This window comes from Kistimonas asteriae, from assembly GCF_018263925.1.
Taxonomy (GTDB): domain Bacteria; phylum Pseudomonadota; class Gammaproteobacteria; order Pseudomonadales; family Endozoicomonadaceae; genus Kistimonas; species Kistimonas asteriae.
Map to the genome: position 1 here is coordinate 198,057 of NZ_JAEVHF010000002.1, position 21,897 is coordinate 219,953.

The window sequence follows — 21,897 nt, forward strand, 5'->3', positions numbered from 1 at the left end:
CCTGTTAGTGTCGTTGTTTGCAGGGCATTCACTTTACCAGAATATGCTGTCGTGTATTGCTGACCAGTACCCGTAGCTTTCAACATATCGCCAATCTACTTTCTGTCAGTCCACTCCTTTGATCTGGATTCATTCATTGTTTCCAGCCGAGTTGATGGAAATCAACAAGGTTGGACAGCACTCATATTACTGTTTCCTCCATTTCGATTTTCCGGTTTTCCCCATCGCCTCACGGCAGGTATCCGGATGATCCGGAGCATTGATGCAGGAGAATCGCAGGTGCTGATAGGCAAGGTAACAGGCAACATCTGGGCGACCCGCAAACTGGACGGCCTCAACGGCTTCAAGCTGATGATCGTCAGCCTGGTGAATTCCGATGGTGAGGATTCCAAGAGCGCCATGGTGGCTGTCGATACGGTTGGCGCCGGGATCGGCGACATGGTGTTGGTAGCCCGGGGCGGTGCGGCACGTAAGGCGGCCATGATCCATGAAGGTCCGGTGGATGCCGCCATTGTCGGTATTGTGGACAACATGGAGATCAGTGGATGAGTAAACGACTAGTGACCCGGAACAACATCACCGGGTTCCTGACTGGAGACACACTGCTGCTGGAGCGGGATATGTTGATGACCCCCGGCGCGGTCGATTACGCGCGGATTCATGGCATTCACGTGGTGCACGGCGCACAGGCACAAACTCAGGCGCCAACACCGGTGGAAACGCCTGACACGCTGCGCCAGTGTATCGTCGACATGCTTGAAAAAGAGTTCGGTATCACTGACAGCCGTACGATTCAGATCGTGCAGGAAACCGTGATCAAGCTGTTGGCAACATCCTGAGCTGCTTTCTGTTTCTTTCTTTTTAACCGTTCTGAGAGTGTGACATGACCCAGATCAACGCTGAAATGCTCGAGCAAATCATCCGCAAGGTGGTCGCTGAGCAGATGGCACAACAGATCACCAAGCCCGAATTCGACAAGCACGTGGATGCATCCGGTGTCGCAGTCGTTAAGGCGGCCACCGTCAAGTGCAAGCCGTTCGATACCGGCAAGCCGGGTGACAAGGTCTTCATTACCGACCTGCTGGAACTGTCCGAAAGCCCACGCCTGGGTTGCGGCATGATGGAGATGGACAAGACCACCTTCGACTGGACCCTGGAATATGATGAAGTGGACTACATCATCGAAGGTACCCTGAAAGTTATTATCGATGGCCGCGAAGTGGTGGGTCATGCCGGTGACGTGATCTTGATTCCGAAGGGCTCCAAGATCCAGTTCAGCGCGCCGGATTTTGCCCGCTTCCTGTTTGTCGTTTATCCCGCTAACTGGGAAGAGATTGCCCGTCAGAAGAACGGTTGATCGCTTTTTCCCTGATTCTTGTTACTAAGGATCGGGGGAGCCGATGGCATCGGTACCCGTTTTTCGCCCGCGCTGAAGGGCTATCCATAGCCCTCCGCGCTACCGCGGCATCCCTGCCGCTGCTGCAAACGGGCACCGACGCCATCGACACTGGCAACTTGATCGCCTGCTGGTTTTTGGTTGCACGTATTATGTTTTGTTCGCCGTTTATGCGGCAGGTGTCATTAGCTTATGTCGCAAGAGAAAGAACGCATTATTCAGGAGTATGTACCTGGTAAACAGGTCACCCTGGCACACCTGATAGCCCATCCCCAGTCTGATCTGGTGACAAAGCTCGGCCTGAACGCCGAGACGGTCAGCGCCATCGGTATCATGACGATTACGCCGAGTGAAGGTTCCATTATTGCAGCAGATGTTGCGACGAAAGCGGCGGGTGTTGAAATTGGTTTCCTTGATCGTTTTTCCGGATGCCTGGTGATCAGCGGTGATGTTGGCAGTGTGGAAGCCGCACTTAATGCCGTACTGGATCTGCTTGGCGGCATTCTGAAGTTTTCGCCTGCACAGATTACCCGCTCTTGATGGTTCGCCGATGAAAAAGATGATGCTGATCGGCTCGACGTCATCGGGCAAGACAACACTGACCCAGGCGCTCTATGGTCAGGAGCTGGTCTATCGCAAAACACAAGCGATGGAATACAGCCAGTACATGCTGGATACCCCGGGTGAATTCATTGAAAACCGGCACTTTTATTCCGCATTGATGACATCCTCGGTGGATTACGATGTGATCGGCCTTATACACGACTGTACTCGTAAGAATAACCATTATCCCCCTTGTTTTACCGGCATGTTCAATCGCCCCGCGATCGGCATCATCACCAAGATTGACAGTGATGGGTGCGATGCCGCTTTCTCCCGGGAAATACTGAAAGCAGCCGGTGTCCATACCCTGTTTGAAATCAGCTCTGTGACTGGCGAAGGGATTGCTGAATTGAAAGCCTACCTTGGGGCGGCCAATTAATTGTCAGGACGCCATACGGTTTTCCGGCTCTTTTTTGTCATTGATTTCTGTTCTTTCTGAAACTGACGTGTGGCTTGATGCAGGTCATATTTCAAAATGGCAGTCATGACATTTATTGCAGGATATCAATGTAAAACAGCCTGAAATTGCAAGAATGTGCCGCGATCTATGCACGCCTGACGAATGTCATCGTGGTTTGGAAACCGCATGGAGGAAGGTCGGGCGCACTTTCTGGACGTTTATTTTTGGGGGAAATTCTGATGCATTTCAGGAAGACACTATTGGCCGGTCTGGTGATTGCCGGATGTACGGCAATAGCCGGCTGTGCGCTGGATGGTCAGCAAAACACAGGCACTGAGACAGAATCCGGAAAGGTCAAGAATGTCATCATGATGATTGGTGATGGCATGGGGCCGCAGCAGGTGGGTTTGTTGCGTACCTACGCGCATCGTGCCCCCAACTCCATTTATGAAGGTCGCCCGACGGGTATCGATCGCTTGATCGAGGCCGGTGTTCTGGGTGTTTCCAGCACGGGTCCGCACGACAAAATTGTGGTGGATTCCGCCTGCTCCGCAACCCAGCTGGCAACGGGTGAACCGGCATTGAGCGAAGTCATCGGTGTCGGTACCGAGGGTGAATACCTGGAAACCATCCTTGAACGTGCCCAGAAGATGGGTAAGTCCACAGGCCTGGTCTCCGATACCCGCCTGACTCATGCGACACCAGCCGCTTTTGCCGCGCATCAGCCACACCGTAACCTTGAGAATGAGATTGCGGTGGACATGATCAACATTGGTCCTGATGTGATGTTCTCAGGTGGTCTGCGCCATTTTGTTCCCAAGTCCGTGAATGACAAGGGTGAGACGTACCAGGCAATCCGTGACCTGAATGATGGTGCTTTCAAAGTCAGCTCCAAGCGTAAAGATGAGGTGAACCTGCTGAACCGTGCGCAGACAGCCGGTTACCAGCTGGCGTTTACCCGTGAGCAAATGGAGCAGGTTGAAGGCGGCAAGGTACTGGGTCTGTTCGCCAACTCCGGCATGATGGATGGTATTGATTACGCCGCAACGAAAGATGCCGGTGATCGTTCTGAGCCAACCCTGAAAGAAATGACCATGAAGGCGCTGGATATCCTGAGTCAGGATGAAGACGGTTTCTTCCTGATGGTTGAAGGTGGCCAGATTGATTGGGCCGGTCATGAGAACGATGTCGGCGCCATGCTGCACGACATGGTCAAGTTCGATGAGGCCATCGAGGCAGTGTATGAATGGGTCGCACAGCGTAACGATACCCTGATGGTGGTGACTGCCGACCATGAAACCGGTTCCTTTGGTTTCAGCTACAGCATGAAGGATGTGCCTGAGCCGCAGAAACTGCCTGCTCCCGGTTTTGGGGAAGAACACGACTATCAGCCCATGTTCAACTTTGCTGACCTGAGCCTGCTGGACCGTATCTATGCCCAGACTCGCAGCAACAAGAACATCTGGGGTGATTTCGAATCCCTGCCCGCAGAGCAGCAGACCGCGAAGAAACTGGCGGAGCTGATGAGCCAGCACCATGCTTTCGAGGTTACGGAAGCCATGGCGGCCACCGTGCTGAAAACCAACCCGAACCGTTTCCAGAAAGCCGGTCACCCTTACCTGGCCTCCAAGACCTGGCCTGCGGTGAATAAACCGTTCGAGTCCTTCTATGTGTACGGTGAAGAGAATCGCTGGAACCTGATGGGCCACACGTTGGCGGAAGATCAGTCCGTGGTCTGGGGCACCGGTACCCATACCGATACCCCGGTACTGGTCATGGTATATGGTCCGGAAGCAGCCACTGCGCCGTTCTCTAAATTCCTGACCCATCCTGAAGTCGGTCAGCTGACCAAGGATGCCCTTGAGTAATTACAGCTAGCGGCACATAAACAGCGGGCTTATCGATTTTCGGTAAGCCCGCTGTTGGTTAGGCGGCTTTTTTGCATTGGTCAGGGTTAACACACTGAACTAGTCATTTATCATTCTGCACGGCTTTTTCAGGTTCTGAGATAATGTCTTTGCTTTACGATGTATTGATTCCATGACGCCTTTTCCTCCGAGAACACAGCCCTCCGGACAACGTGTATTTACACACGAGGCGGGTGACCGTGACACAGCGCTGATGATTGGCCTGGATTTCGGTTCGACCACCAGTCGTGCCCTGGTTGCCCGTGCGCGTATGGAACGCAGTATGACGACGGGGCGAATGGAGTTCGGGAGTCCTGACCTGCTCTATCGTTCCGAACCGGTCTTCACGCCGTTTGATGGTGACGAGCTGTCACGCACCCGGATCATTGAATGCATAGACTGTTGGCTGGAAGAAAGCGGTATCGACTGTCAGCAGATTTTTTCCGGTGGCGTCATTATCACCGGTCTGGCGGCAGAGCAGGCCAATGCCCATGTCATTGCCCAGGCGGTACGTGAACGGATCGGCCATGTTATCGTGGCGACAGCAGACGACCCCTGTCTTGAATCCTGGCTGGCCTTTATGGGCAACAGCCTGGAGCTTTCCCGTCAGGAACCGCAGCGGCCGGTGATAAACCTGGACATTGGTGGTGGCACTACCAACCCAGCATTGGGGCTGGATGGTAATGTTCTGGCTGCTGGCAGCTATTTCCTTGGCGCACGTCATTTCCGTTTTCAGCCTGGCAGCTATCATCTTCTCGGGTTGTCCCGTTACGGGCGAATGGTCTTTGAGCGGCTGGGGATTGATACCGCCGTTGGGGAAACCCTGTCAGCATCTGACGTCAAGGCGGTGGTGGATTTCACCGTGCGCGGGCTGGAGGCCATTGTTACCGGTGAAACAGCATGGTTTGCTGATGATGGTTTTGGAGCAGGATTGTGTCAGGCACCGTACAACGGTGAAGTACATACCTTGACGGACGACACCATTATTACGTTTTCCGGCGGTGTCGGAGAGCTGCTTTACCGGTTGGTCATGGGAGAAGAGTTGCCTGGAACGACCTGGTATGGCGATCTGGGTATTGATATTTGCCGTGGCATCGTGGAATCTCCGCTGCTGTCACGCAGTCTGTATTCACATATTCCGGAGTTTGGTGGTCGTGCGACGGTTTATGGCTTGACCCTTCACAGTGCGGAGTTGTCGGGGAATACGTTGTATATGCCTCGCCCCGGACAGTTGCCACTGCATGATCTCCCGATTGTCGCCCGCCTGACGCTGGATGCTGATGCGGCAGCGCTGTCGAGCGCCGTGGAACTGGCTTGCAGAAGCCCTAATGGCGCCTGCATCCAGGCGATGATTCCGGAGGGGGAATATCCCCGCTTCCCCCAGGTTAAACAGTTCGGTGAACGTCTGGCTGGATTGCTGGAAAATCGACCCTTTCCGGAAGATCATCCTCTGCTACTACTGGCGCCGCAGGATTTTGGCAAGGTGATTGGCAACTACGCGACCCGCTGGGGGCAGCTGCCGGTCAACCTGATGGCTGTCGATGAAGTGCCGGACCGGCCGGCGGAGTTCGTCAGCCTGGGGGCAGTACGGAATTATGTGATTCCGGTTTATTTTTACGGCATGCACTGATTTGAGCCCAGCGTATGTCGGCGCATGATGAAGACAAAATTCTGGAGAGACAACTGTTATGGCGAATGCCCGCCTGACCCCGCTGCAAAACATTCCGGTACCGGAACCCCGGCCGGATGAAGTGTACCGCCTGAATGTCATGGGGCGGGAATACAGCTTTTCCGGGCTGAAGGCATTGCTGGGTGCGGCTGACCTGCGCAAGGCCGGCGACATCAATGCCGGGCTGGCGGCTCTTGATGAGGTCGAGCGGGAAGCGGCGCGTACCCTGTTGTCAGATCTTACTCTCCAACACCTGTATGACCGGCCGCTGGTCAACCGCCATGGGCGAATAGATGACATCATGCGGGTAGGTTATGACCTTAACCTTGAGGTGTTCGATGAACTCGCGTTAATGACCGTGGGCGAGTTGAAGGACTGGATGCAGGCGGCCACCGGTGCGGAGCTGGTCAAGGCCGGAACCGGTTTGACGCCGGTGATGGTGGCGGCAGTCACCAAACTGATGGGTGTGCATGACCTCATCTACAACGCCCGCAAGATCATCTGCCCGACCCGTGCGCGCACGCATCTTGGCTTGCAGGGTTCTCTCTCCACCCGGATTCAGCCAAACCACCCGACCGATGACCTGAGTGCAATTACAGCATTAACCTGGCTGGGGCTTTCCATGGGCAATGGCGACCTGATGATTGGTCTGAATCCTTCAGAGGATTCAGTCGACAACATCAGCGCCTGCCTGTTCCACCTGGATAAAATTCGCAAGCAGACCGGTGCGCCGACACAGATCTGTGTGCTATCCCATGTTCGAACCCAGCTGGCCTGCCTGGCAGAAGGGGCACCGGTGGAAATCCTGTTCCAGTCACTGGCCGGAACGGATGTTACGTTACGTGAAGCCTTTGATGTCACAGTCACCTACATGGACGACGCATACCGTTTAATGGCGAAGAAAGGCACGCTGGCTGGTAAGGCGGAGCAGTTCATGTATTTCGAGACCGGGCAGGGCAGTGAGGTCAGTTACAGCAAGCATGACGGTATCGACATGGCGACAACTGAAGCACTGACTTACGGCTTGTGTCGTCGTTATGACCCCTGCATGGTGAACAGTGTGACCGGTTTCATCGGACCCGAAACGCACGAGAACAGTCGGCAGATTGTCTACTCCAATCTGCAGGACCTGTTCATGGCCAAGGTGATGGGTCTGCCGATGGGGGTTTCCCCGTGCTTTACCCTGCATGCGGATGCCGCCGAGGAAGGCCAGGAAATGGCGGTGGAACTGTTGACCGTTGCTGGCGCCAATTACTTTATGGACATCTACCTTGGGGTAGACCGGATGCTGGCCTATGCGGATACCAGCGGTCACGATGACCAGACTATGCGGGAGATCCATAACCTGAAGCCGGCGCCGGAGTTTTATCACTGGTGTATTGAGCGCGGCATTTTCACCGAGGACAAGCGTGGTCAGATCCAACGTGGGCCCAACTGGGGTAATCCCGCCATCTTTGCGGATTCTGAACACGAGTTTCGCCATTTACTGTCGCGGGTACCCATGGCTTATGGCCTGGAAAACGCGGGGCCGCGGATGGCCAACCAGGTCATGCGTAATCTTCGCCTGAATATGGCGATAGCCCGGGCGGCGGCAGTCAGTGCACTACGGTTTGAGGCGTTTGATGATCTGGATTATCGTCGGATCGATTCAAAGGCATCGAACCTGGCGTTACACCATTCCCGTCCGGATACGGGCGCGACGTTAAACGATGAATGTCGTGCAAAACTGACACCGGAAAACAATGATATCCAGATCGTTGTCACCGATGGGCTTAGTGCTGAGGCGGTGCATCACAACATCGAAGAGCTGTTACCGGTATTGGAAGATGGATTGCGCAGCCGAGGCTACAGCCTTGGACAAACCATGATTGCACCGCATGGCCGGGTTCGCTTGGCAGAAGATGTTGCACGGGTCGTGAATGCCCGGATGGTGATCGTACTGCTGGGTGAACGTCCCGGTTCCGATGCCGAGTCTTCCCGTAGCCTGTCGGCTTACCTGGTTTACCGGTTGGGTGATGAGGAAACGCGGCAACTGGCGGCCGAGTATTCCGGTGTGGAGGCGATTGCCTTTGAGGACACGGTGGTGCCGAATATCTATCACGGAGGTATTCCGCCGCTGGAAGCCGGTTCGCTGGTCGCGGAACGGGCCATGCAGATCTTTGACAACAAGGCGGCAGGCAACCGTCTGAATGCGATCCTGGGTAGCCGGATGGGTCTGGTGCATAAGGAAGTGTTACCAGAAGCGCCGAAGGAAGTAGAAAAGAAAACCGTGCAGCCTATTCGTGTGCATGATTTCAGTAACCAGAAAACCATTTCAGAAGCGGATGTGCTTATGTTGCTGGAATGGGGGGTGAAGGAAATATTGTTGAGTCGTCGTACACTGCTTTCACCGTTAGCGGGTGACCTGCTGCGCCAGGCAGGGGTTAAGCTCCGCTATAACGATCGTTACCCTTTCTAAAGGACACTACGCTGCCTGTATCCTAATAGGGAACTACGGATGCAGGCTTATCCTGTGTCGACATTGTTTGGTTTTTCTGACAGTTTCGTTATTAACGTTACGCGGTAGCACCTGAAAGGAACTTTTCCGTAGAGGGTTCCTCTAACTTTTCGACGGAGATGTTTATCAACACACTGTGCTAGGTTAGAGCAATGGCTGCAGCATGTAGTATTTCAATGAATGTGCCTGGCCATGGTGAAACAGGGCCTTGTTGTAGAACGCGAAGCGCGCGGTTCCTGAACCATGTCGTTAAACCTTGCATTAATGCAATCATTCATTACCTGGTTAATCCTGTTATCGATTTGATCAATTGGCAGAATTGCTGCCATTTACGCCGCATCGAAGAACTTTTAATACATGAGGTTAATATTGGTTCGACCGAAGTTGCCGGTGAAGAACGTGTGAATCAACCTGCTGTTCTGGAGGGGTATCGATGCTTGGAAACGGGTGAGTATTATCCATCGCTGGAGGATTATCTCGCATCAGGAGGTGATGATGAATCCGATCAGGCGATTAAGCCGCTATTCGCCGGATGTAGCAATAATCATAAGCAGTACCTTAATTTAGCGATTGCACGCTATAAAATAGAGAGGCTAAAAAGAAGCGTAGAGAGGCAATATGAATTTGATCAATACAATTGCGAATACAAAAAAAACTTAGGGCCGCGGGAGTATTCTTTTATTAGAATCATGTCGCCTTTAATTAATGATGTTTTCAGGTGTTGTTTGGAGATTGTCGCCTATTTAGATGTGTGCTTTCCAGAGAGTAATGATGGAGACTTTAAAAAGAGTGCTAAATATTTTGTGGGGCGGGGGAATGGTTTCATAGTGCCAAGACATGAAAATCCTCAAGCAATGTACGCGAGAATCCCCTATGTTGTTGCTAACCTTTCCATGCACATTGCTCCAATTAAAAAGGCGTTGGCGAGTGTGTAATGTCTAAAGAATGGGTTTTAGGACGGTCATTGTCATTAAGTATTATTCTAGGGGTGGTTGATCGAATTTGTTGTTTTATTATTTTTTGATCGCTACTGTTGTTATCGGGGACAATGTTCAGCAACACACGACATATATGAATAGACGTGTGATTTTAACCGTTAATGCAAGAAAATGCTCCATACAATGAATAAAAAAACAGAGTTTGTCATGTTGTGTTATTTTTTATCCGAACCTGGTGTTTGATGTATTGAGATGCCGGTGGGGATCGTCAGGCATTTTGTCGGGCATTGATTTTCCAGAAAACTGCGAAGGTTACTACCAGGCAGCAGTGAAAGGGGTTTGAAAATGAGATCTATTTCTTCCATGCCACTTGTTTTTGCATTAGTTGTGTCTGGCAGCATGGCCCATGCCGGAACGGTGGAAATTCATCAGGAAATTTTTCCATTGTTTGAGGTGAGTGCTCGTGGGATCGAAGGGCTTGAGGATCCTGCAATAGCAACGGGCAGTTATCATTTGGCATCCTATTCAGGCTTTCCAGTGAATACAATAATGACATTGACCCCAGTTTTTGATGGGTTACACAACTATCCGGCAGGGCTTGTCAGTTGGAAACATGGCCGTGAAAAAGATCAGTACATGTTTATTATTTCCGCCGGCGGCTATTTGGGTGGGGATAATAAGATGGATGAATATTGTGTTCACTTAAATCTTAATTTTAAAGAGGTAGGTAAAAATTGTACGTCGCACACAGGGTATTGGAATCCGACTATTCTAGAAAATCAATCTTTTCCTAAAAATTCCAGGTTATCAATTACGATAAAGTCAAGTTGATGAAGTGATCCACCGGCTTGATTTAGTCGGTGGATTTATGTTCTCTATATTAGTAAATGTCGCAATTGAATGAGAATATGGTTCCAGAACATCGAATAGTGGTTGATTTTGTAATGGTGTAATAATGGGTGAATGATTCATAGCAGGGTGTGGGGCAAACTTTCACTCTGCATTGTAGGCCTGTTGGATTGGTGTCATAAATTGGGTAGGAGGTGGATCTTCCCATTAATAAAGACCCGCTGATAATAGATCCGGTGCCAATTTCGTTATGTGTGCAAATATACCGATCAAACTCATAGTTCAATAGATACCATCCTTCATTTCTTATTTTTAGTGTTATAAGATTTTCACCTGTACGGTAGGGTATGTTATTGCATACTGCTTCTGTGATAAATGTTAAGCCTGAAAGCATTAGGGTTGCAGACAATAACTGGATATGTGATTTTTTCATGATTAAAGCCTGAGGATATAAGGGTCAAGAAAGAAGAAAATAGCTAATCTCTGCCGTTTCATGTAATGAGCAAGAATGTTTTGTTGCACTGTTTTATATTCAAGCATCAGATTCTTATTGCAGCCGAAGTATAGAATATGACTTTCGATATTGCTCAAATGAATCCCGTACATTAGAGGTTTTTTTATTTACCATAAGATTCTATCTTCCCATTGTTTTTTGATCGCCTCATGCGTCAACATACGTGCGCGCAGTCCATCCTCTCGATATACCTGTCGTATATGATCATGCAACCCGTTGGGCAGGTGGTAGATGGGCATGTAACAGCCAACATTGGAGTATTTTTGTGGAATACAGACAACTTGGTCCAACTGATATCAAGGTGAGTGCCATCTGTCTGGGCACGATGACCTGGGGTGAACAGAATACAGAACAGGAGGCGTTTGCCCAGCTGGACAGGGCGACAGCGTACGGCGTCAACTTCATTGACACGGCTGAGATGTATCCAGTCCCGCCCGGTGCGGAAACATGGACCCGGACGGAGCAGATCATCGGCAACTGGCTGCGTCAGCGTGGCCGGCATGATGACCTGGTGCTGGCCACCAAGGTCTGTGGACCCGGTTTTGACTATATGGACGGTGGTCGTCGTTTGAATCGTGAGCATATCGAGCGCGCGGTGGACGGCAGCCTTCAGCGACTGGGCGTGGATTGCATCGACCTGTATCAGCTGCACTGGCCTGATCGTAACACCAACTTCTTTGGCCGACTGGGTTATTCACATCAGGAAAATGTTGATGGTACCCCGATCGAAGAAACGCTGGATGTTATGAATGGGTTGGTGAAATCCGGCAAGATTCGCCATTACGGGCTGTCCAATGAGACGCCGTGGGGCGCCATGCGCTATCTGGCAGAAAGCCAGATGAAGCAGCAGGCGCGTCCGGTCAGTATTCAAAATCCCTACAACCTGCTGAATCGCTCGTTTGAAATTGGTCTTGCAGAAATCGCTCACCGCGAACATTTGGGTCTGTTGGCCTATTCTCCGCTAGCCTTCGGTGTGCTCAGTGGGAAATATCTCAATGGTGCGCGGCCTGCTGATGGACGCCTGACGCTATTCGCTCGTTTCCAACGTTATAACAATCCACAGGCACAGAAAGCGACGGAGGCTTATGTCTCATTGGCTCGGGAGGCTGGCCTGGATCCCAGCCAAATGGCACTGGCATTTGTCACATCACGATCGTTTGTCACCAGTAATATCATCGGGGCAACGACCCTTGAGCAACTGGACAGTAACCTGGCATCCAGTGAGCTGACATTGTCCGACGAGGTGCTGGAAGCCATTGAAGCGATTCATGCTGAACAGCCGAATCCAGCGCCTTAAGTGACTGGTTGGTTTCTTTATGGGTTATTCTGGGCGGCGTTTGGGGGCGCAGAGACAATCAATAAACCTCTGGACTCTCCACTGCTTGAATCCATGGTATTGATGGCACTATGTAAAGCCGACAGGCTGACCCAGGTCGGTGGATGGGCATAGCGGGCGACATCAAGAATCAGGACTCGATCCGATGCGGCGTCATACGCACCCAGTACCGACCAATGACCACCACCCTTCTGACCCAGAGAAGGGCGGTGGTAGTTGATCAGGAGATAGTGTTCCTTATCCGTTAAATCTCGACGTAGGCGCCCGCGTAGTTGATCGATGCCAATACTGTCCCCTGACATGCTGTGGACCAGGACGCCGTGGCTTTGCAGGGCATTGCCAAGCTCCTTCATGGTGATTCCGCGTGTTAATACAGACCGCGGTGTGATGTATTGCAGGACGTCAGGTGTGAAGAAGCTGTCCTGGGTGGCATAAATATAAGGGAAATAGACAGGGTCACCTGACTGCCCAAAGGCCATAGTGTTCAGTACGGTGACTGCACTGGCGATGCCGCAATAGGTCTGGGTTTTCTGGGTTGTCAGCTGGGGAATCAGTTGCCAGAAGTCCGCATTGGCCGGGATTCTTTGCTGCAGGGGTGCTGCTGCCGGGGTATTCCAGTCAATCAGGTCAGTGTTTTGTGCGCCTGACACGGCAAACGTGAGCAGTGTGCAGAGCAATCCAAGGCACGCGATTGTTTGTTTCATGAAAATTTCCTGCTGGTATTGTCGTACGGGCAATGTGTAGCAGTTTAGACCTGCTTATCTTGAGAGGGTTCCGTCAGGAGCAGCTCTCTCCTGCCTCAATCGCTGCTTTCAGTGTTTCGAACGTAATGTCATGTGAACCTTGCGGATAGGTAGCGATACATTGCGCCATTGTTGAGTAAGGTACGGCAGTGAACTCTGGAGGCAAACCCTGAAACCTTCTGAGGTGTTGTTTGTCGGTATCGTTACCCCAGACATGGTGATAGGCGCTCGGCGGGGAAAAAAAGTGCTGATAATGGTTGGTATCGGCTGAAACATGCCAGCTTTTGCCCATGTTGAAGGTTTGCAGGAAGTTCAAGATGGATATTTCATAATATTCACCTTTTTCGGTATGACGACCCACCACTGTGAACATTTCCGCTGATATTTTGTTGTGATTGCTTGAGGAAAAGCTGTCTGATAGCTGGTTGGATTTCATCTGGGTGATATTGGGCGCGAGTTTTTTGAAGTGCTTGGTATTATGGGCTTTAAGGACACTTTGCTGGTCAATGGTGGTAATTTTGCTAATGCCCAACTCCCAGCGGCCGACGGATTTGCCGTTGTCGTCTTTCACCAGTCTTCCGTAGAAGACTGTGTTGGGCAGCCAATAGAGCTTGAAGCTTTCCCCGAAATCCTCTGAACGAAGGGCCAAAAGCCCATTCTGGCTGGCTAGATAATTTTCACTCCAGAAAATGCCGATATACTTCCCATCTTTGGAGACCCTGACGCTGCCACGATGACAGGGGTCGCCGTGAAAGCGATCGGGCAGATTGAACCGGTAGCCGGTTTTTTTGATGGTAAAAACAAGCCGGTCCTCGATATCAATGCCGGGAACGGGACGACCGCCAAAACGCAGTTTCCAGTCTGTCGTGACGTGAACTTTTATACGGGGCGTACCCTTTGTGCAGAGTGTTTCCGCTTGTGCTTGAACAGGCAGATTCAGGATAAAGAGTAAGCTTGCTAGGAGAGTGACCGTCCTGGTGACATTGCGCATGGAATCAGTGGTTTGTTGTTTATTGTCACTTCAGTGTAGCAGGACGATTTTCCCCATTCCTATCAGGCGGTGTTTGCCAGCGGACGGGGGGATGGATACCTGGCCAGAAACTCGATTAGTGGCGACAGACTATTCGTATCCTGTGCGATTTCCCGTTCCACAAAGGCCAGTATGGCATCCTCATGGTCTGCCACCAGGGTGCTGATCGTGTGATGGACTTTATCCTCTGCCGCCTGCTGCCGGTAACGCTCCGCGTAGGTTTTGATCCATGGCGCCAATGTTGCCATGAGCGTGTCCCAGGGCAGGTCAAGCCACAGGTTAGCCTGTCGTCGTCCTGCTTGAACCATTGCTGGATCATTTTCAGGGCAGTGGATGCCCAGTGGTACCAGGTAGGCACTCAGGCATTCTGCCGTGCGCTGCTCGATATCGATCAAAAGCTGCCATGTTCGACGCTCATGGGGGCGGGTGGTGGCATCAAGAAACGTCTGGAAAAAAGCGATACCGTAGAGTTCCCCCCGGTAGGCTTGCAGTAGATTCTGAAGCAATGTGAAATCCCTGGCCGTGGTGTTGGTCTGAACGCCACATTGTCGTCGGACAGCGGTTGACTGCCTATCCGGTGTTATGCGGTATTCAGTCAACCAGCGACACGCTTGTAAGGTGCTATGGTTATTTGCCGAGCTGCTTTTTCAGGGCCTCATCCCGCTGTCTGGCAGCCTCTTCTAATGTGCCAGACATGGCTTTGGCTTGGTCAATGGCTTTTTGATGCCCGGACAGAAAGTGCGGATCAGCCTCGTTCTGTTGAGGTTCCTTTTCACTGCTGCAGGCGCTCAGAAACATAGCGACGAGTAAGATGGAGAGTGGTAACCGTTTCATCATGACATCCCTGTATGTGTCTTCCCAAACTAGAGAATAGTTGTATACCGGCAAGCAGACGTTGGCCTATACACCGTCATGGGTGAACCGGCCAACGTCATATAAAGTACAGACTATTTAAACACACAGTGTTTGGCGTAGTCGGTGGCTTCATTAGCGGTCCAGTCACCCTTGGGTTTTTCCTGGAGCCCATTGCACCAGGCTTCTGAGCCTACTTCCGGGGAGCAGGCGGTGATCAGGGTGGTAAACAGCAGGGCAGCTGTACAGGCAAATAGCCGCTTCATCATTGTTCTCCAGGTGATGGGTGTAACGCTGGGGTATTAAATCACGAATGTAGTGCTGTTCTCTAACAGCTAGGCAGCATTGATGCAGACTGCATCAAAGAGGCGCGATGCGACGCCTCGGCAAAGTATAGGGGATCGTCAGGTTGACGTTGGCGCAAGTCGTTAGCGCATGATTGAGTCGTACTTCTTGTACAGTACGGCTTCCTCGTTACCGATGCGCTTGCAAAGAACCCGAATCAAGCCCTTACAGTCTTTCTCAAAACCTTCCTCGTCACCGTGTGAACAGTACTTTTCGAAAAAGGCGAGAGCGCTGGCTGAGATTTGGTCCATATCCTTGGCGTATTTTTCCAGGGTGCTTTTCAGTTTTTCGTCCGTTTCCGCTGCTTTCCAGAGAATGGGGTACAGATTGGCGTCTTCTTTTGCCAGATGGGCCAGTAACTCTTCCTTGGCCAGAATCAGAAGTTTTCTGCCCTGCTCGGTATGGATGCCAATACGCTGGACATTTAATAAGGTGTCTGTGATATGGGCATGTTCCTGCAGGAACTCCTGAACGAGTTTTGACATAATAAACGTCCTGTCAGTTATGTAGGTCTATTTGATTAAGTTTAGATTCAATGTGGAAGGGGATTCTGGATCCTGTTTATTATTTGCAATAGCAGTATTTTTATTTATTTCTTATTGAAATAAATAGCGAATAAATATCATCGTTTACTACCAAGGTTTAATAGTGGAAGGGGAACTTTTAGTTGATACTTAATACATCAATAACAGAACAAAAAAGGATGTTTTTCATGGCTTCAATTAATGCATTTTTCAGGATGTTTAAAACACAAAAGCAGTATTCATTGGATGCTTCAGGTAATAATGATTCTTCGAGTTCCGTCAGTGGCCAGAAAAACACAAAGAATGGTCGCAAATGTTCTCAGAGCCATAAGGCCGCGGTCAGCCAGGTAGTTTGCTGTACGGCCAAGACCTCAGGAAAAACATTATTTAGCCGACCGGTGAATGTTGTTGTTGCCAAGGCCGAGTACCAATCCGCTGTAGAAACCATGGTGAAGCAATACGATGAGTTGCCATCATGGAATCAGCATGATGGAAAGGCCCGGTTGTTTCGCATGAATCAAAATGACAAGGCTAAGCATCAGCTGGCTATGGACTTATTGCCTGCCGGTGATCGAAAGAACAAGAAAAAAGTGCAGGCTGTTTGTGATCAATTAAGCCGGGATGTGCGTGCCCACACCGTCGAGCGTGATGCTAAGCAAATTGCGACTCAGGATGACGACAATAAGCCACAGTCTATTTTGAAGACTGAAGGTGCGCAGACATCTACCGTCAAAAAGAGCGTGAGATTCAACGTGTGATGTATTTTGAGCGGTGTGACTTCCTCGACAGGATGAGCGTCAGAGCAAACTGACGCTCATCTTCTTCAGTAATTCTTGACGTAAATCAACTCCCCGGATGATCGCGATTTCGCCATTGAGCAACGTCATAAATCCTCACGTCCGTTCCTGTTAGCCTGCCGCGCAACAGTCCGTACACTCAGCACGAGCCGACCCGCATGTCCCTGACAAGGCCAGGGTTATGCACAGCATGATTGTTGATGCGTGACGGACCATAACTCTGAGCTTTACCAACACACAGTCCACGAGGAATTTATGAGTATCAACGATATCATCCTCTACGTCATGGTCGGCTTTATGGTGCTTGGCGCCGTCGACAAGATTCTGGGGAATAAATGGGGCTACGGTGCCCAGTTTGAGGAAGGCTTCATGGCCATGGGCGCCCTGGCGCTGGCCATGGTCGGTGTGGTGTCACTGGCACCGGTACTGAACACCATCCTGAGTCCTGTTGTTGTCCCTGTTTATGAAGCTCTGGGTGCTGACCCGGCCATGTTCGCCACCACCCTGCTGGCTAACGACATGGGCGGTTACCCGCTGGCACTGGAAATGGCCAAGACGCCGGAAGCCGGTAACTTTGCCGGTCTGATCCTGGGCGCCATGATGGGTCCGACCATCGTGTTCACCATCCCGGTTGCCCTGGGCATCATCTCCAAGGAAGACACCCAGTACCTGGCGCGTGGTGTACTGATCGGTCTGACCACTGTTCCCGTGGGCTGCCTGGTGGGTGGCGTGGTTGCCGGTTTCGATATCGGCATGATCATGGTCAACCTGGTGCCGATCATCCTCGTGGCCGGTCTGATCGCCGCAGGCCTGTACTTCATGCCTAACAAGATGATCAGTGGTTTCGAAATCTTCGGTAAGGGCGTTGTTGCCGTCATCACCCTGGCGCTGGCGTCTATCGTTGTTGAAACCCTGACCGGTGTTGTGATCATCCCCGGCATGGCCCCGATCTCCGAAGGTATTGAAATCATCGGTGCGATCGCCATGGTTCTGGCTGGTGCGTTCCCGATGGTCCACTTCATCACTACTCACCTGAACAAGCCGCTGATGAAGCTGGGCAAGATGATGGGCATGGGCGAAACCGCCGCTGCTGGTTTGGTGGCTACTCTGGCCAACAACATCGCTATGTTCAACATCATGAAGGACATGGACAACCGCGGTAAGATCATCAACGTGGCTTTCGCTGTGAGCGCTTCCTTCGCGTTCGGTGACCACCTGGGCTTCACTGCCGCTGTTAACAGCGACATGATCGCGCCTGTTGTTGCCGGTAAGCTGGTTGGTGGTGTGACTGCTGTCGCCCTGGCGATCTGGGTTACCCGCAACATGGCGTCCAAGACGTCTGCTGAAGCACAGACTGCCTGATTGTAGCGGTTACCGCTGATGTCTCTGATGCTGCCGGCTTGTTGCCGGCAGCGTTTTCCCCGATACCCGCGACCGCTCCGGTTTGTCATTATCGTCCCCCATACGGTTGCCAAACCCGAGCCGTTGTCCGATACGGTGCCGGTATCCCCCGTCCTCTCTACAGGACGCATCCCGGCCACACTTACTCGAATCAGGTTATCCCATGCGTGAAGAAATCCTGAGCGCCGGTATTGATATCGGTACCTCCACCACCCAGCTGGTCTTTACCCGTCTGTTCCTGGAAAACGTGTCACCGGGCGCGATGATCCCCAAGGTGGAGATTGTCGGGCGCGAAGTGGTCTACCGCAGCCAGGTGCATTTTACGCCGCTGCTGTCGCCGACCATGATTGATGCCACCCAGGTGCGGGCGCTGGTGGAGAGTGAGTTCCGCAAGGCGGATATCCGTCCTGAGCAAATTGATACCGGTGCCGTGATCATCACGGGGGAAACCGCACGCAAGGAGAATGCCCGCCAGGTCGCTGATGCCCTGAGTCAGCTGGCCGGGGATTTTGTGGTTGCGACCGCAGGACCGGATCTCGAAAGTATTATTGCCGGTAAGGGCGCGGGTGCCTCAAAGCAATCCTTCGATAAGAACTCCATTGTCGTGAATCTTGATATTGGTGGTGGTACGACCAATATTGCGGCGTATCAGGTGGGTGAGCCCATTGATACAAGTTGTCTGGATATCGGTGGGCGCCTGATCAAGTTTGAGAAAGGTGGCACCGAAGTCACTTATATCTCCGAGAAATGGTACGAAATGACCCGCCGTATGGGCATGCCGGTTAGCATCGGTGATGTACTGAGCCGCGGTCAGATTGACCGCATTGTCCAGCGCATGGTGGAAATTCTTGAAGAGGTCAGCGGTATTCGTCCTGCAACGGATGATCTCGCTTTTCTGGTAGGCCGTGGCACTCAGGATATGCGTCGCGATTACACCATTGACCAGATTTGCTTCTCCGGCGGTGTAGCGGTCTATGCCTATGATGAAATGCCGTCAGTCGGTGAGTTTGAATACGGTGACCTGGGCGTATTGTTGGGGCGTGCGATCCGGAAGTCGCCGCTGTTCAGCCACTTCTCGGTGTTTGATGCCGTGGAAACCATTCGCGCCACAGTCATCGGTGCCGGTTCCCACGCGACCGATATCAGTGGTAGCACCATCAATTTCTCCCGTGATGTATTTCCCATCAAGAACGTCCCGGTCTTGCGCCTGACGGCACAGGATGAAACCCTGCCTGCTGAAGACATGATCCGGGTCATTAAGGAAAAACTGTCCTGGTTTGACCTGGAAACCGGCGTCCAGCATGTGGCGCTGGGTTTGCAGGGACGACGCCAGCCTGATTTCAGCTATGTCCAGGAGCTGGCGGAGATTATCATTGCGGGCATGGACACCATGATCAAGCTGCCCCAGCCGCTGATCGTGATTGTGGAAGAAGATTTTGCCAAGGTGCTCGGCCAGAGCATCGAGGCCAAGCTGAAGTACAGCAAAGATGTCGTCTGTATCGATTCAATTTCGGTGAAAGATGGCGATTATATTGATATCGGCAAACCCTTGGCGCAGGACAAGGTGCTGCCGGTGATTGTGAAAACGCTGGTCTTCGGCTACTGACTGAACAAGGAGTCCCGGATGACTGACACTGTCACCCGCCGCCCCGGCACCCTGATGGTGCAGGGAACCACCAGTGATGCTGGCAAGAGTGTACTGGTGGCCGGATTATGTCGTGTATTCAAACAGCGCGGTATGTCCGTCGCCCCGTTCAAGCCGCAGAACATGGCGCTCAACAGCGCCGTGACGGTAGACGGTGGCGAGATTGGTCGTGCCCAGGCGCTGCAGGCGTTTGCCTGTGGCCTGGAACCCCATAGCGATATGAATCCGGTGCTGCTCAAGCCCAATACCGATACCGGCGCCCAGGTGATCGTCAACGGCAAAGTGCTGGCAGAGATGGATGCCCGGGCTTATCACGAGTACAAACCCAAGGTGTTGGAACGTATTCTGGCGTCCTGGCGTCGTTTGGAAGATCAATATAAGCATGTGCTGGTGGAAGGTGCCGGCAGCCCGGCCGAGATCAACCTGCGCGAGAACGATGTCGCCAATATGGGCTTTGCCGAAGCGGCCGACTGCCCGGTGATTATTGTTTCAGATATCGATCGTGGTGGGGTATTCGCCCATCTTTACGGCACGCTGGCGCTCCTTTCTCCTTCAGAACAGGAACGGGTGAAAGGGTTTGTGATCAACCGGTTCCGGGGTGATGTCAGCCTGCTGGAACCTGGCCTGCGCTGGCTGGAAGAAAAGACCGGAAAGCCAGTGCTGGGCGTGCTGCCTTACCTCCACGGCCTGCATTTGGATGCGGAAGATGCCATTACGGTATCCAACGCTGACAAGAGTGAAGGCCAGAAACTGAAAATTGCCGTACCCGTTCTGACCCGTACCAGCAACCATACCGATTTTGACCCGCTGCAGCTTCACCCGAATGTTGACTTCACTTGGGTGTGCAAAGGGCAGCGTATTCCCCCCTGTGACCTGATCATTATCCCCGGTACCAAGAGTACCCGCGCCGACCTCGAGTTCCTGCAGGACAACGGCTGGGAAGAGGATATCCTTCGCCACCTGCGCCTGGGCGGTAAATTGATGGGTATCTGCGGCGGTTACCAGATGCTGGGCCGGTTTGTGCATGACCCTGAGGGGATTGAAGGTAAGCCCGGCATCAGTGAGGGCTTCGGCCTGCTGGATATTGATACCACGCTGGATCGTGAGAAACAGCTGCGTAGGGTGTCCGGTACACTGAGTCTTCCTGGCCAGGAGCCGGTCACCGTGACCGGGTACGAGATCCACGCCGGCGTGACGCAGGGCGATGACCTGGATTATCCGGTGATTGATCTGGGCAGCCACAAAGACGGTGTGCTGTCTGCGGACGGCCAGGTGTTCGGCACCTACCTCCACGGTGTGTTTGAACACGCCGATGCCTGCCATGCCATCCTGCGCTGGTCGGGGCTGGCGGAGAACGAGGCGGCTACGTTTAATTTCGACCAGGTGCGGGAAGACAACCTGGATCGTCTGGCAGATGCCATCGAAACCTATCTTGATATGGACCAGATTCTGGCACTGGTCACAGAATAACCGAACCGGTGGCTGCAAAGGCAGCGCGACGGAACCGAGGCTTTGAGATGTCTGAGAACGAACGCAACCGACTGACAAAAATTTATACTCGTACTGGTGACAAGGGCTCAACTAGCCTCGGCGGCGGTACTCGTGTTCCTAAGACCCACGCGCGAATCGAAGCCATCGGCTCTGTCGATGAGTTGAACGCCTGGATGGGGATGCTGATCTGTGAGCTGAAAGACTGCCAGATCCTGCGCCATAAGCTGCAGAAGCCGCTGGAGTTCATTCAGCACCGCCTGTTTGATGTCGGTGGTGAGCTGGCCATGCCGGGCTATCAGCTGGTTCGTCAGGAGTTTGTGACGTATCTGGAAGAGGTACTGGACGAGTTCAACGAAGGCTTGCCGCCGCTGAAGAATTTTATCCTGCCCGGTGGGTCACGGTTGGCCTGTCACTGCCATATGGTGCGCACTGTGTCCCGTCGTGCTGAGCGCCGAGTGATTGCTGCGAAAGAGGCGGGTGAGGAAATCAATGCGCCCCTGATGCAGTTCCTCAACCGTCTGTCTGACCTGATGTTTGTGCTAGGTCGAGTGACTGCCCGCCAGTCTGGCGGTGAAGTACTCTGGCAGCAGTCTGAAAAAACAAAGGTGGAATAAGACTTTTTACGTCACCGGGAAGCATTTATTTATTCCCGGTGACGTTATTGTTTATAAGGGAAACTGCGAATAAGTCCCTTTTTCCCAAAACAGTACCAGTAATACCAAGGATTACCGAATGTGAGGGTGGACTTATTCGCACCTTCCTAAGTACGTTATGCTATGATCTCATTTGTATAAATGACCTGACGTAATTTCTTGTATAAAAGTAATCCCATATATTGTTGTCTACAGCCCAAAGAATATGGGCTGGTACGCTGAAGAAAACTTGGCTCTGGGTAATTGTTTCGGTTACGGTTCTTTGTTTTTTAGTGTTGGTTCTAATTCTCCCATTAGTATTTTTATT

The 21,897-nt window shown here is 52.1% G+C and carries 23 protein-coding genes; 17 read left to right on the top strand and 6 right to left on the bottom strand.

What is annotated here, in order from left to right:
• Positions 1–246: 246 nt before the first annotated feature.
• From KHS78_RS03165 to KHS78_RS03215, 11 genes are all read left to right on the top strand, one after another.
• Positions 247–549, top strand: a complete 303-nt coding sequence (locus KHS78_RS03165; RefSeq protein ID WP_246506046.1) for a EutN/CcmL family microcompartment protein — start codon at positions 247–249, stop codon at positions 547–549.
• Positions 546–839: a hypothetical protein gene (locus KHS78_RS03170; protein WP_211825049.1), complete on the top strand. Its 294-nt coding sequence runs from the start codon at positions 546–548 to the stop codon at positions 837–839. Before KHS78_RS03165 ends, KHS78_RS03170 begins: the two co-directional genes overlap by 4 nt.
• A gap of 44 nt (positions 840–883) precedes the next feature.
• Positions 884–1,357 (top strand): cupin domain-containing protein, encoded by a 474-nt coding sequence (locus tag KHS78_RS03175; RefSeq protein WP_211825051.1) that lies wholly within the window; start codon positions 884–886, stop codon positions 1,355–1,357.
• Between the two features lie 231 nt (positions 1,358–1,588).
• The gene (eutS, locus tag KHS78_RS03180; protein ID WP_211825053.1) at positions 1,589–1,936 is read left to right on the top strand and encodes an ethanolamine utilization microcompartment protein EutS; all 348 of its coding nucleotides are present in this window, start codon (positions 1,589–1,591) and stop codon (positions 1,934–1,936) included.
• Between the two features lie 10 nt (positions 1,937–1,946).
• Positions 1,947–2,378 carry a EutP/PduV family microcompartment system protein gene (locus KHS78_RS03185; RefSeq protein ID WP_211825055.1) on the top strand — a complete coding sequence of 144 codons (432 nt, stop codon included), beginning with the start codon at positions 1,947–1,949 and terminating at the stop codon, positions 2,376–2,378.
• Between the two features lie 260 nt (positions 2,379–2,638).
• A complete protein-coding gene (locus KHS78_RS03190; RefSeq protein WP_211825056.1) occupies positions 2,639–4,267 on the top strand; it encodes an alkaline phosphatase in 1,629 nt (542 codons plus the stop codon).
• Between the two features lie 172 nt (positions 4,268–4,439).
• A complete protein-coding gene (locus KHS78_RS03195; RefSeq protein ID WP_211825057.1) occupies positions 4,440–5,936 on the top strand; it encodes an ethanolamine ammonia-lyase reactivating factor EutA in 1,497 nt (498 codons plus the stop codon).
• Positions 5,937–5,994: 58 nt separating this feature from the next.
• The gene (eutB, locus tag KHS78_RS03200) at positions 5,995–8,433 is read left to right on the top strand and encodes an ethanolamine ammonia-lyase subunit EutB (RefSeq protein WP_211825058.1); all 2,439 of its coding nucleotides are present in this window, start codon (positions 5,995–5,997) and stop codon (positions 8,431–8,433) included.
• A 191-nt stretch (positions 8,434–8,624) separates the two neighbouring features.
• Positions 8,625–9,407, top strand: a complete 783-nt coding sequence (locus tag KHS78_RS03205; protein ID WP_211825059.1) for a hypothetical protein — start codon at positions 8,625–8,627, stop codon at positions 9,405–9,407.
• Between the two features lie 348 nt (positions 9,408–9,755).
• Positions 9,756–10,241: a hypothetical protein gene (locus KHS78_RS03210; protein ID WP_211825060.1), complete on the top strand. Its 486-nt coding sequence runs from the start codon at positions 9,756–9,758 to the stop codon at positions 10,239–10,241.
• 797 nt (positions 10,242–11,038) lie between these two features.
• Complete coding sequence (locus KHS78_RS03215; protein ID WP_211825061.1) at positions 11,039–12,070, top strand: NADP(H)-dependent aldo-keto reductase; 1,032 nt, start codon at positions 11,039–11,041, stop codon at positions 12,068–12,070.
• A 17-nt stretch (positions 12,071–12,087) separates the two neighbouring features.
• Here KHS78_RS03215 and KHS78_RS03220 read toward each other — a convergent pair whose 3' ends face one another.
• The 6 genes from KHS78_RS03220 to KHS78_RS03245 form a co-directional block, all read right to left on the bottom strand.
• Entirely contained in the window at positions 12,088–12,813 is a 726-nt protein-coding gene (locus tag KHS78_RS03220) for a phytochelatin synthase family protein (RefSeq protein ID WP_211825063.1), read from the bottom strand.
• Between the two features lie 73 nt (positions 12,814–12,886).
• Positions 12,887–13,843, bottom strand: a complete 957-nt coding sequence (locus tag KHS78_RS03225) for a hypothetical protein (RefSeq protein WP_211825065.1) — start codon at positions 13,841–13,843, stop codon at positions 12,887–12,889.
• Between the two features lie 62 nt (positions 13,844–13,905).
• On the bottom strand, positions 13,906–14,481 hold the full coding sequence (locus KHS78_RS03230) for a hypothetical protein (protein WP_211825067.1): 576 nt from the start codon (positions 14,479–14,481) through the stop codon (positions 13,906–13,908).
• A 28-nt stretch (positions 14,482–14,509) separates the two neighbouring features.
• Positions 14,510–14,716, bottom strand: coding sequence for a hypothetical protein (locus KHS78_RS03235; RefSeq protein WP_211825069.1), 207 nt, complete (start codon positions 14,714–14,716; stop codon positions 14,510–14,512).
• A gap of 113 nt (positions 14,717–14,829) precedes the next feature.
• Positions 14,830–15,000, bottom strand: coding sequence for a DUF3012 domain-containing protein (locus KHS78_RS03240; RefSeq protein ID WP_211825071.1), 171 nt, complete (start codon positions 14,998–15,000; stop codon positions 14,830–14,832).
• A gap of 162 nt (positions 15,001–15,162) precedes the next feature.
• Positions 15,163–15,564: a hemerythrin domain-containing protein gene (locus KHS78_RS03245; RefSeq protein ID WP_211825073.1), complete on the bottom strand. Its 402-nt coding sequence runs from the start codon at positions 15,562–15,564 to the stop codon at positions 15,163–15,165.
• A gap of 227 nt (positions 15,565–15,791) precedes the next feature.
• Here KHS78_RS03245 and KHS78_RS03250 point away from each other — a divergent pair, with 227 nt between their 5' ends.
• From KHS78_RS03250 to KHS78_RS03275, 6 genes are all read left to right on the top strand, one after another.
• Positions 15,792–16,361, top strand: a complete 570-nt coding sequence (locus tag KHS78_RS03250; RefSeq protein ID WP_211825075.1) for a hypothetical protein — start codon at positions 15,792–15,794, stop codon at positions 16,359–16,361.
• Positions 16,362–16,655: 294 nt separating this feature from the next.
• Positions 16,656–17,762, top strand: coding sequence for an ethanolamine utilization protein EutH (eutH, locus tag KHS78_RS03255; RefSeq protein ID WP_211825077.1), 1,107 nt, complete (start codon positions 16,656–16,658; stop codon positions 17,760–17,762).
• Positions 17,763–17,780: 18 nt separating this feature from the next.
• The gene (locus KHS78_RS03260; protein ID WP_211825079.1) at positions 17,781–17,972 is read left to right on the top strand and encodes a hypothetical protein; all 192 of its coding nucleotides are present in this window, start codon (positions 17,781–17,783) and stop codon (positions 17,970–17,972) included.
• The gene (gene eutA, locus KHS78_RS03265) at positions 17,965–19,407 is read left to right on the top strand and encodes an ethanolamine ammonia-lyase reactivating factor EutA (protein WP_211825080.1); all 1,443 of its coding nucleotides are present in this window, start codon (positions 17,965–17,967) and stop codon (positions 19,405–19,407) included. The genes KHS78_RS03260 and eutA overlap by 8 nt, the downstream gene beginning before the upstream one ends.
• Before the next feature lie 18 nt (positions 19,408–19,425).
• The gene (locus KHS78_RS03270; RefSeq protein WP_211825081.1) at positions 19,426–20,916 is read left to right on the top strand and encodes a cobyric acid synthase; all 1,491 of its coding nucleotides are present in this window, start codon (positions 19,426–19,428) and stop codon (positions 20,914–20,916) included.
• Between the two features lie 47 nt (positions 20,917–20,963).
• Positions 20,964–21,551, top strand: coding sequence for a cob(I)yrinic acid a,c-diamide adenosyltransferase (locus tag KHS78_RS03275; RefSeq protein ID WP_211825082.1), 588 nt, complete (start codon positions 20,964–20,966; stop codon positions 21,549–21,551).
• The last annotated feature ends 346 nt before the right edge of the window (positions 21,552–21,897 follow it).

Coding starts and splice junctions, on each gene's coding strand:
- KHS78_RS03165 (WP_246506046.1), top strand. CDS start 247: ATGATCCGGAGCATTGATGCAGGAGAATCGCAGGTGCTGATAGGCAAG.
- KHS78_RS03170 (WP_211825049.1), top strand. CDS start 546: ATGAGTAAACGACTAGTGACCCGGAACAACATCACCGGGTTCCTGACT.
- KHS78_RS03175 (WP_211825051.1), top strand. CDS start 884: ATGACCCAGATCAACGCTGAAATGCTCGAGCAAATCATCCGCAAGGTG.
- eutS (WP_211825053.1), top strand. CDS start 1,589: ATGTCGCAAGAGAAAGAACGCATTATTCAGGAGTATGTACCTGGTAAA.
- KHS78_RS03185 (WP_211825055.1), top strand. CDS start 1,947: ATGAAAAAGATGATGCTGATCGGCTCGACGTCATCGGGCAAGACAACA.
- KHS78_RS03190 (WP_211825056.1), top strand. CDS start 2,639: ATGCATTTCAGGAAGACACTATTGGCCGGTCTGGTGATTGCCGGATGT.
- KHS78_RS03195 (WP_211825057.1), top strand. CDS start 4,440: ATGACGCCTTTTCCTCCGAGAACACAGCCCTCCGGACAACGTGTATTT.
- eutB (WP_211825058.1), top strand. CDS start 5,995: ATGGCGAATGCCCGCCTGACCCCGCTGCAAAACATTCCGGTACCGGAA.
- KHS78_RS03205 (WP_211825059.1), top strand. CDS start 8,625: ATGGCTGCAGCATGTAGTATTTCAATGAATGTGCCTGGCCATGGTGAA.
- KHS78_RS03210 (WP_211825060.1), top strand. CDS start 9,756: ATGAGATCTATTTCTTCCATGCCACTTGTTTTTGCATTAGTTGTGTCT.
- KHS78_RS03220 (WP_211825063.1), bottom strand. CDS start 12,813: ATGAAACAAACAATCGCGTGCCTTGGATTGCTCTGCACACTGCTCACG.
- KHS78_RS03225 (WP_211825065.1), bottom strand. CDS start 13,843: ATGCGCAATGTCACCAGGACGGTCACTCTCCTAGCAAGCTTACTCTTT.
- KHS78_RS03235 (WP_211825069.1), bottom strand. CDS start 14,716: ATGAAACGGTTACCACTCTCCATCTTACTCGTCGCTATGTTTCTGAGC.
- KHS78_RS03240 (WP_211825071.1), bottom strand. CDS start 15,000: ATGAAGCGGCTATTTGCCTGTACAGCTGCCCTGCTGTTTACCACCCTG.
- KHS78_RS03245 (WP_211825073.1), bottom strand. CDS start 15,564: ATGTCAAAACTCGTTCAGGAGTTCCTGCAGGAACATGCCCATATCACA.
- KHS78_RS03250 (WP_211825075.1), top strand. CDS start 15,792: ATGGCTTCAATTAATGCATTTTTCAGGATGTTTAAAACACAAAAGCAG.
- eutH (WP_211825077.1), top strand. CDS start 16,656: ATGAGTATCAACGATATCATCCTCTACGTCATGGTCGGCTTTATGGTG.
- KHS78_RS03260 (WP_211825079.1), top strand. CDS start 17,781: ATGTCTCTGATGCTGCCGGCTTGTTGCCGGCAGCGTTTTCCCCGATAC.
- eutA (WP_211825080.1), top strand. CDS start 17,965: ATGCGTGAAGAAATCCTGAGCGCCGGTATTGATATCGGTACCTCCACC.
- KHS78_RS03270 (WP_211825081.1), top strand. CDS start 19,426: ATGACTGACACTGTCACCCGCCGCCCCGGCACCCTGATGGTGCAGGGA.
- KHS78_RS03275 (WP_211825082.1), top strand. CDS start 20,964: ATGTCTGAGAACGAACGCAACCGACTGACAAAAATTTATACTCGTACT.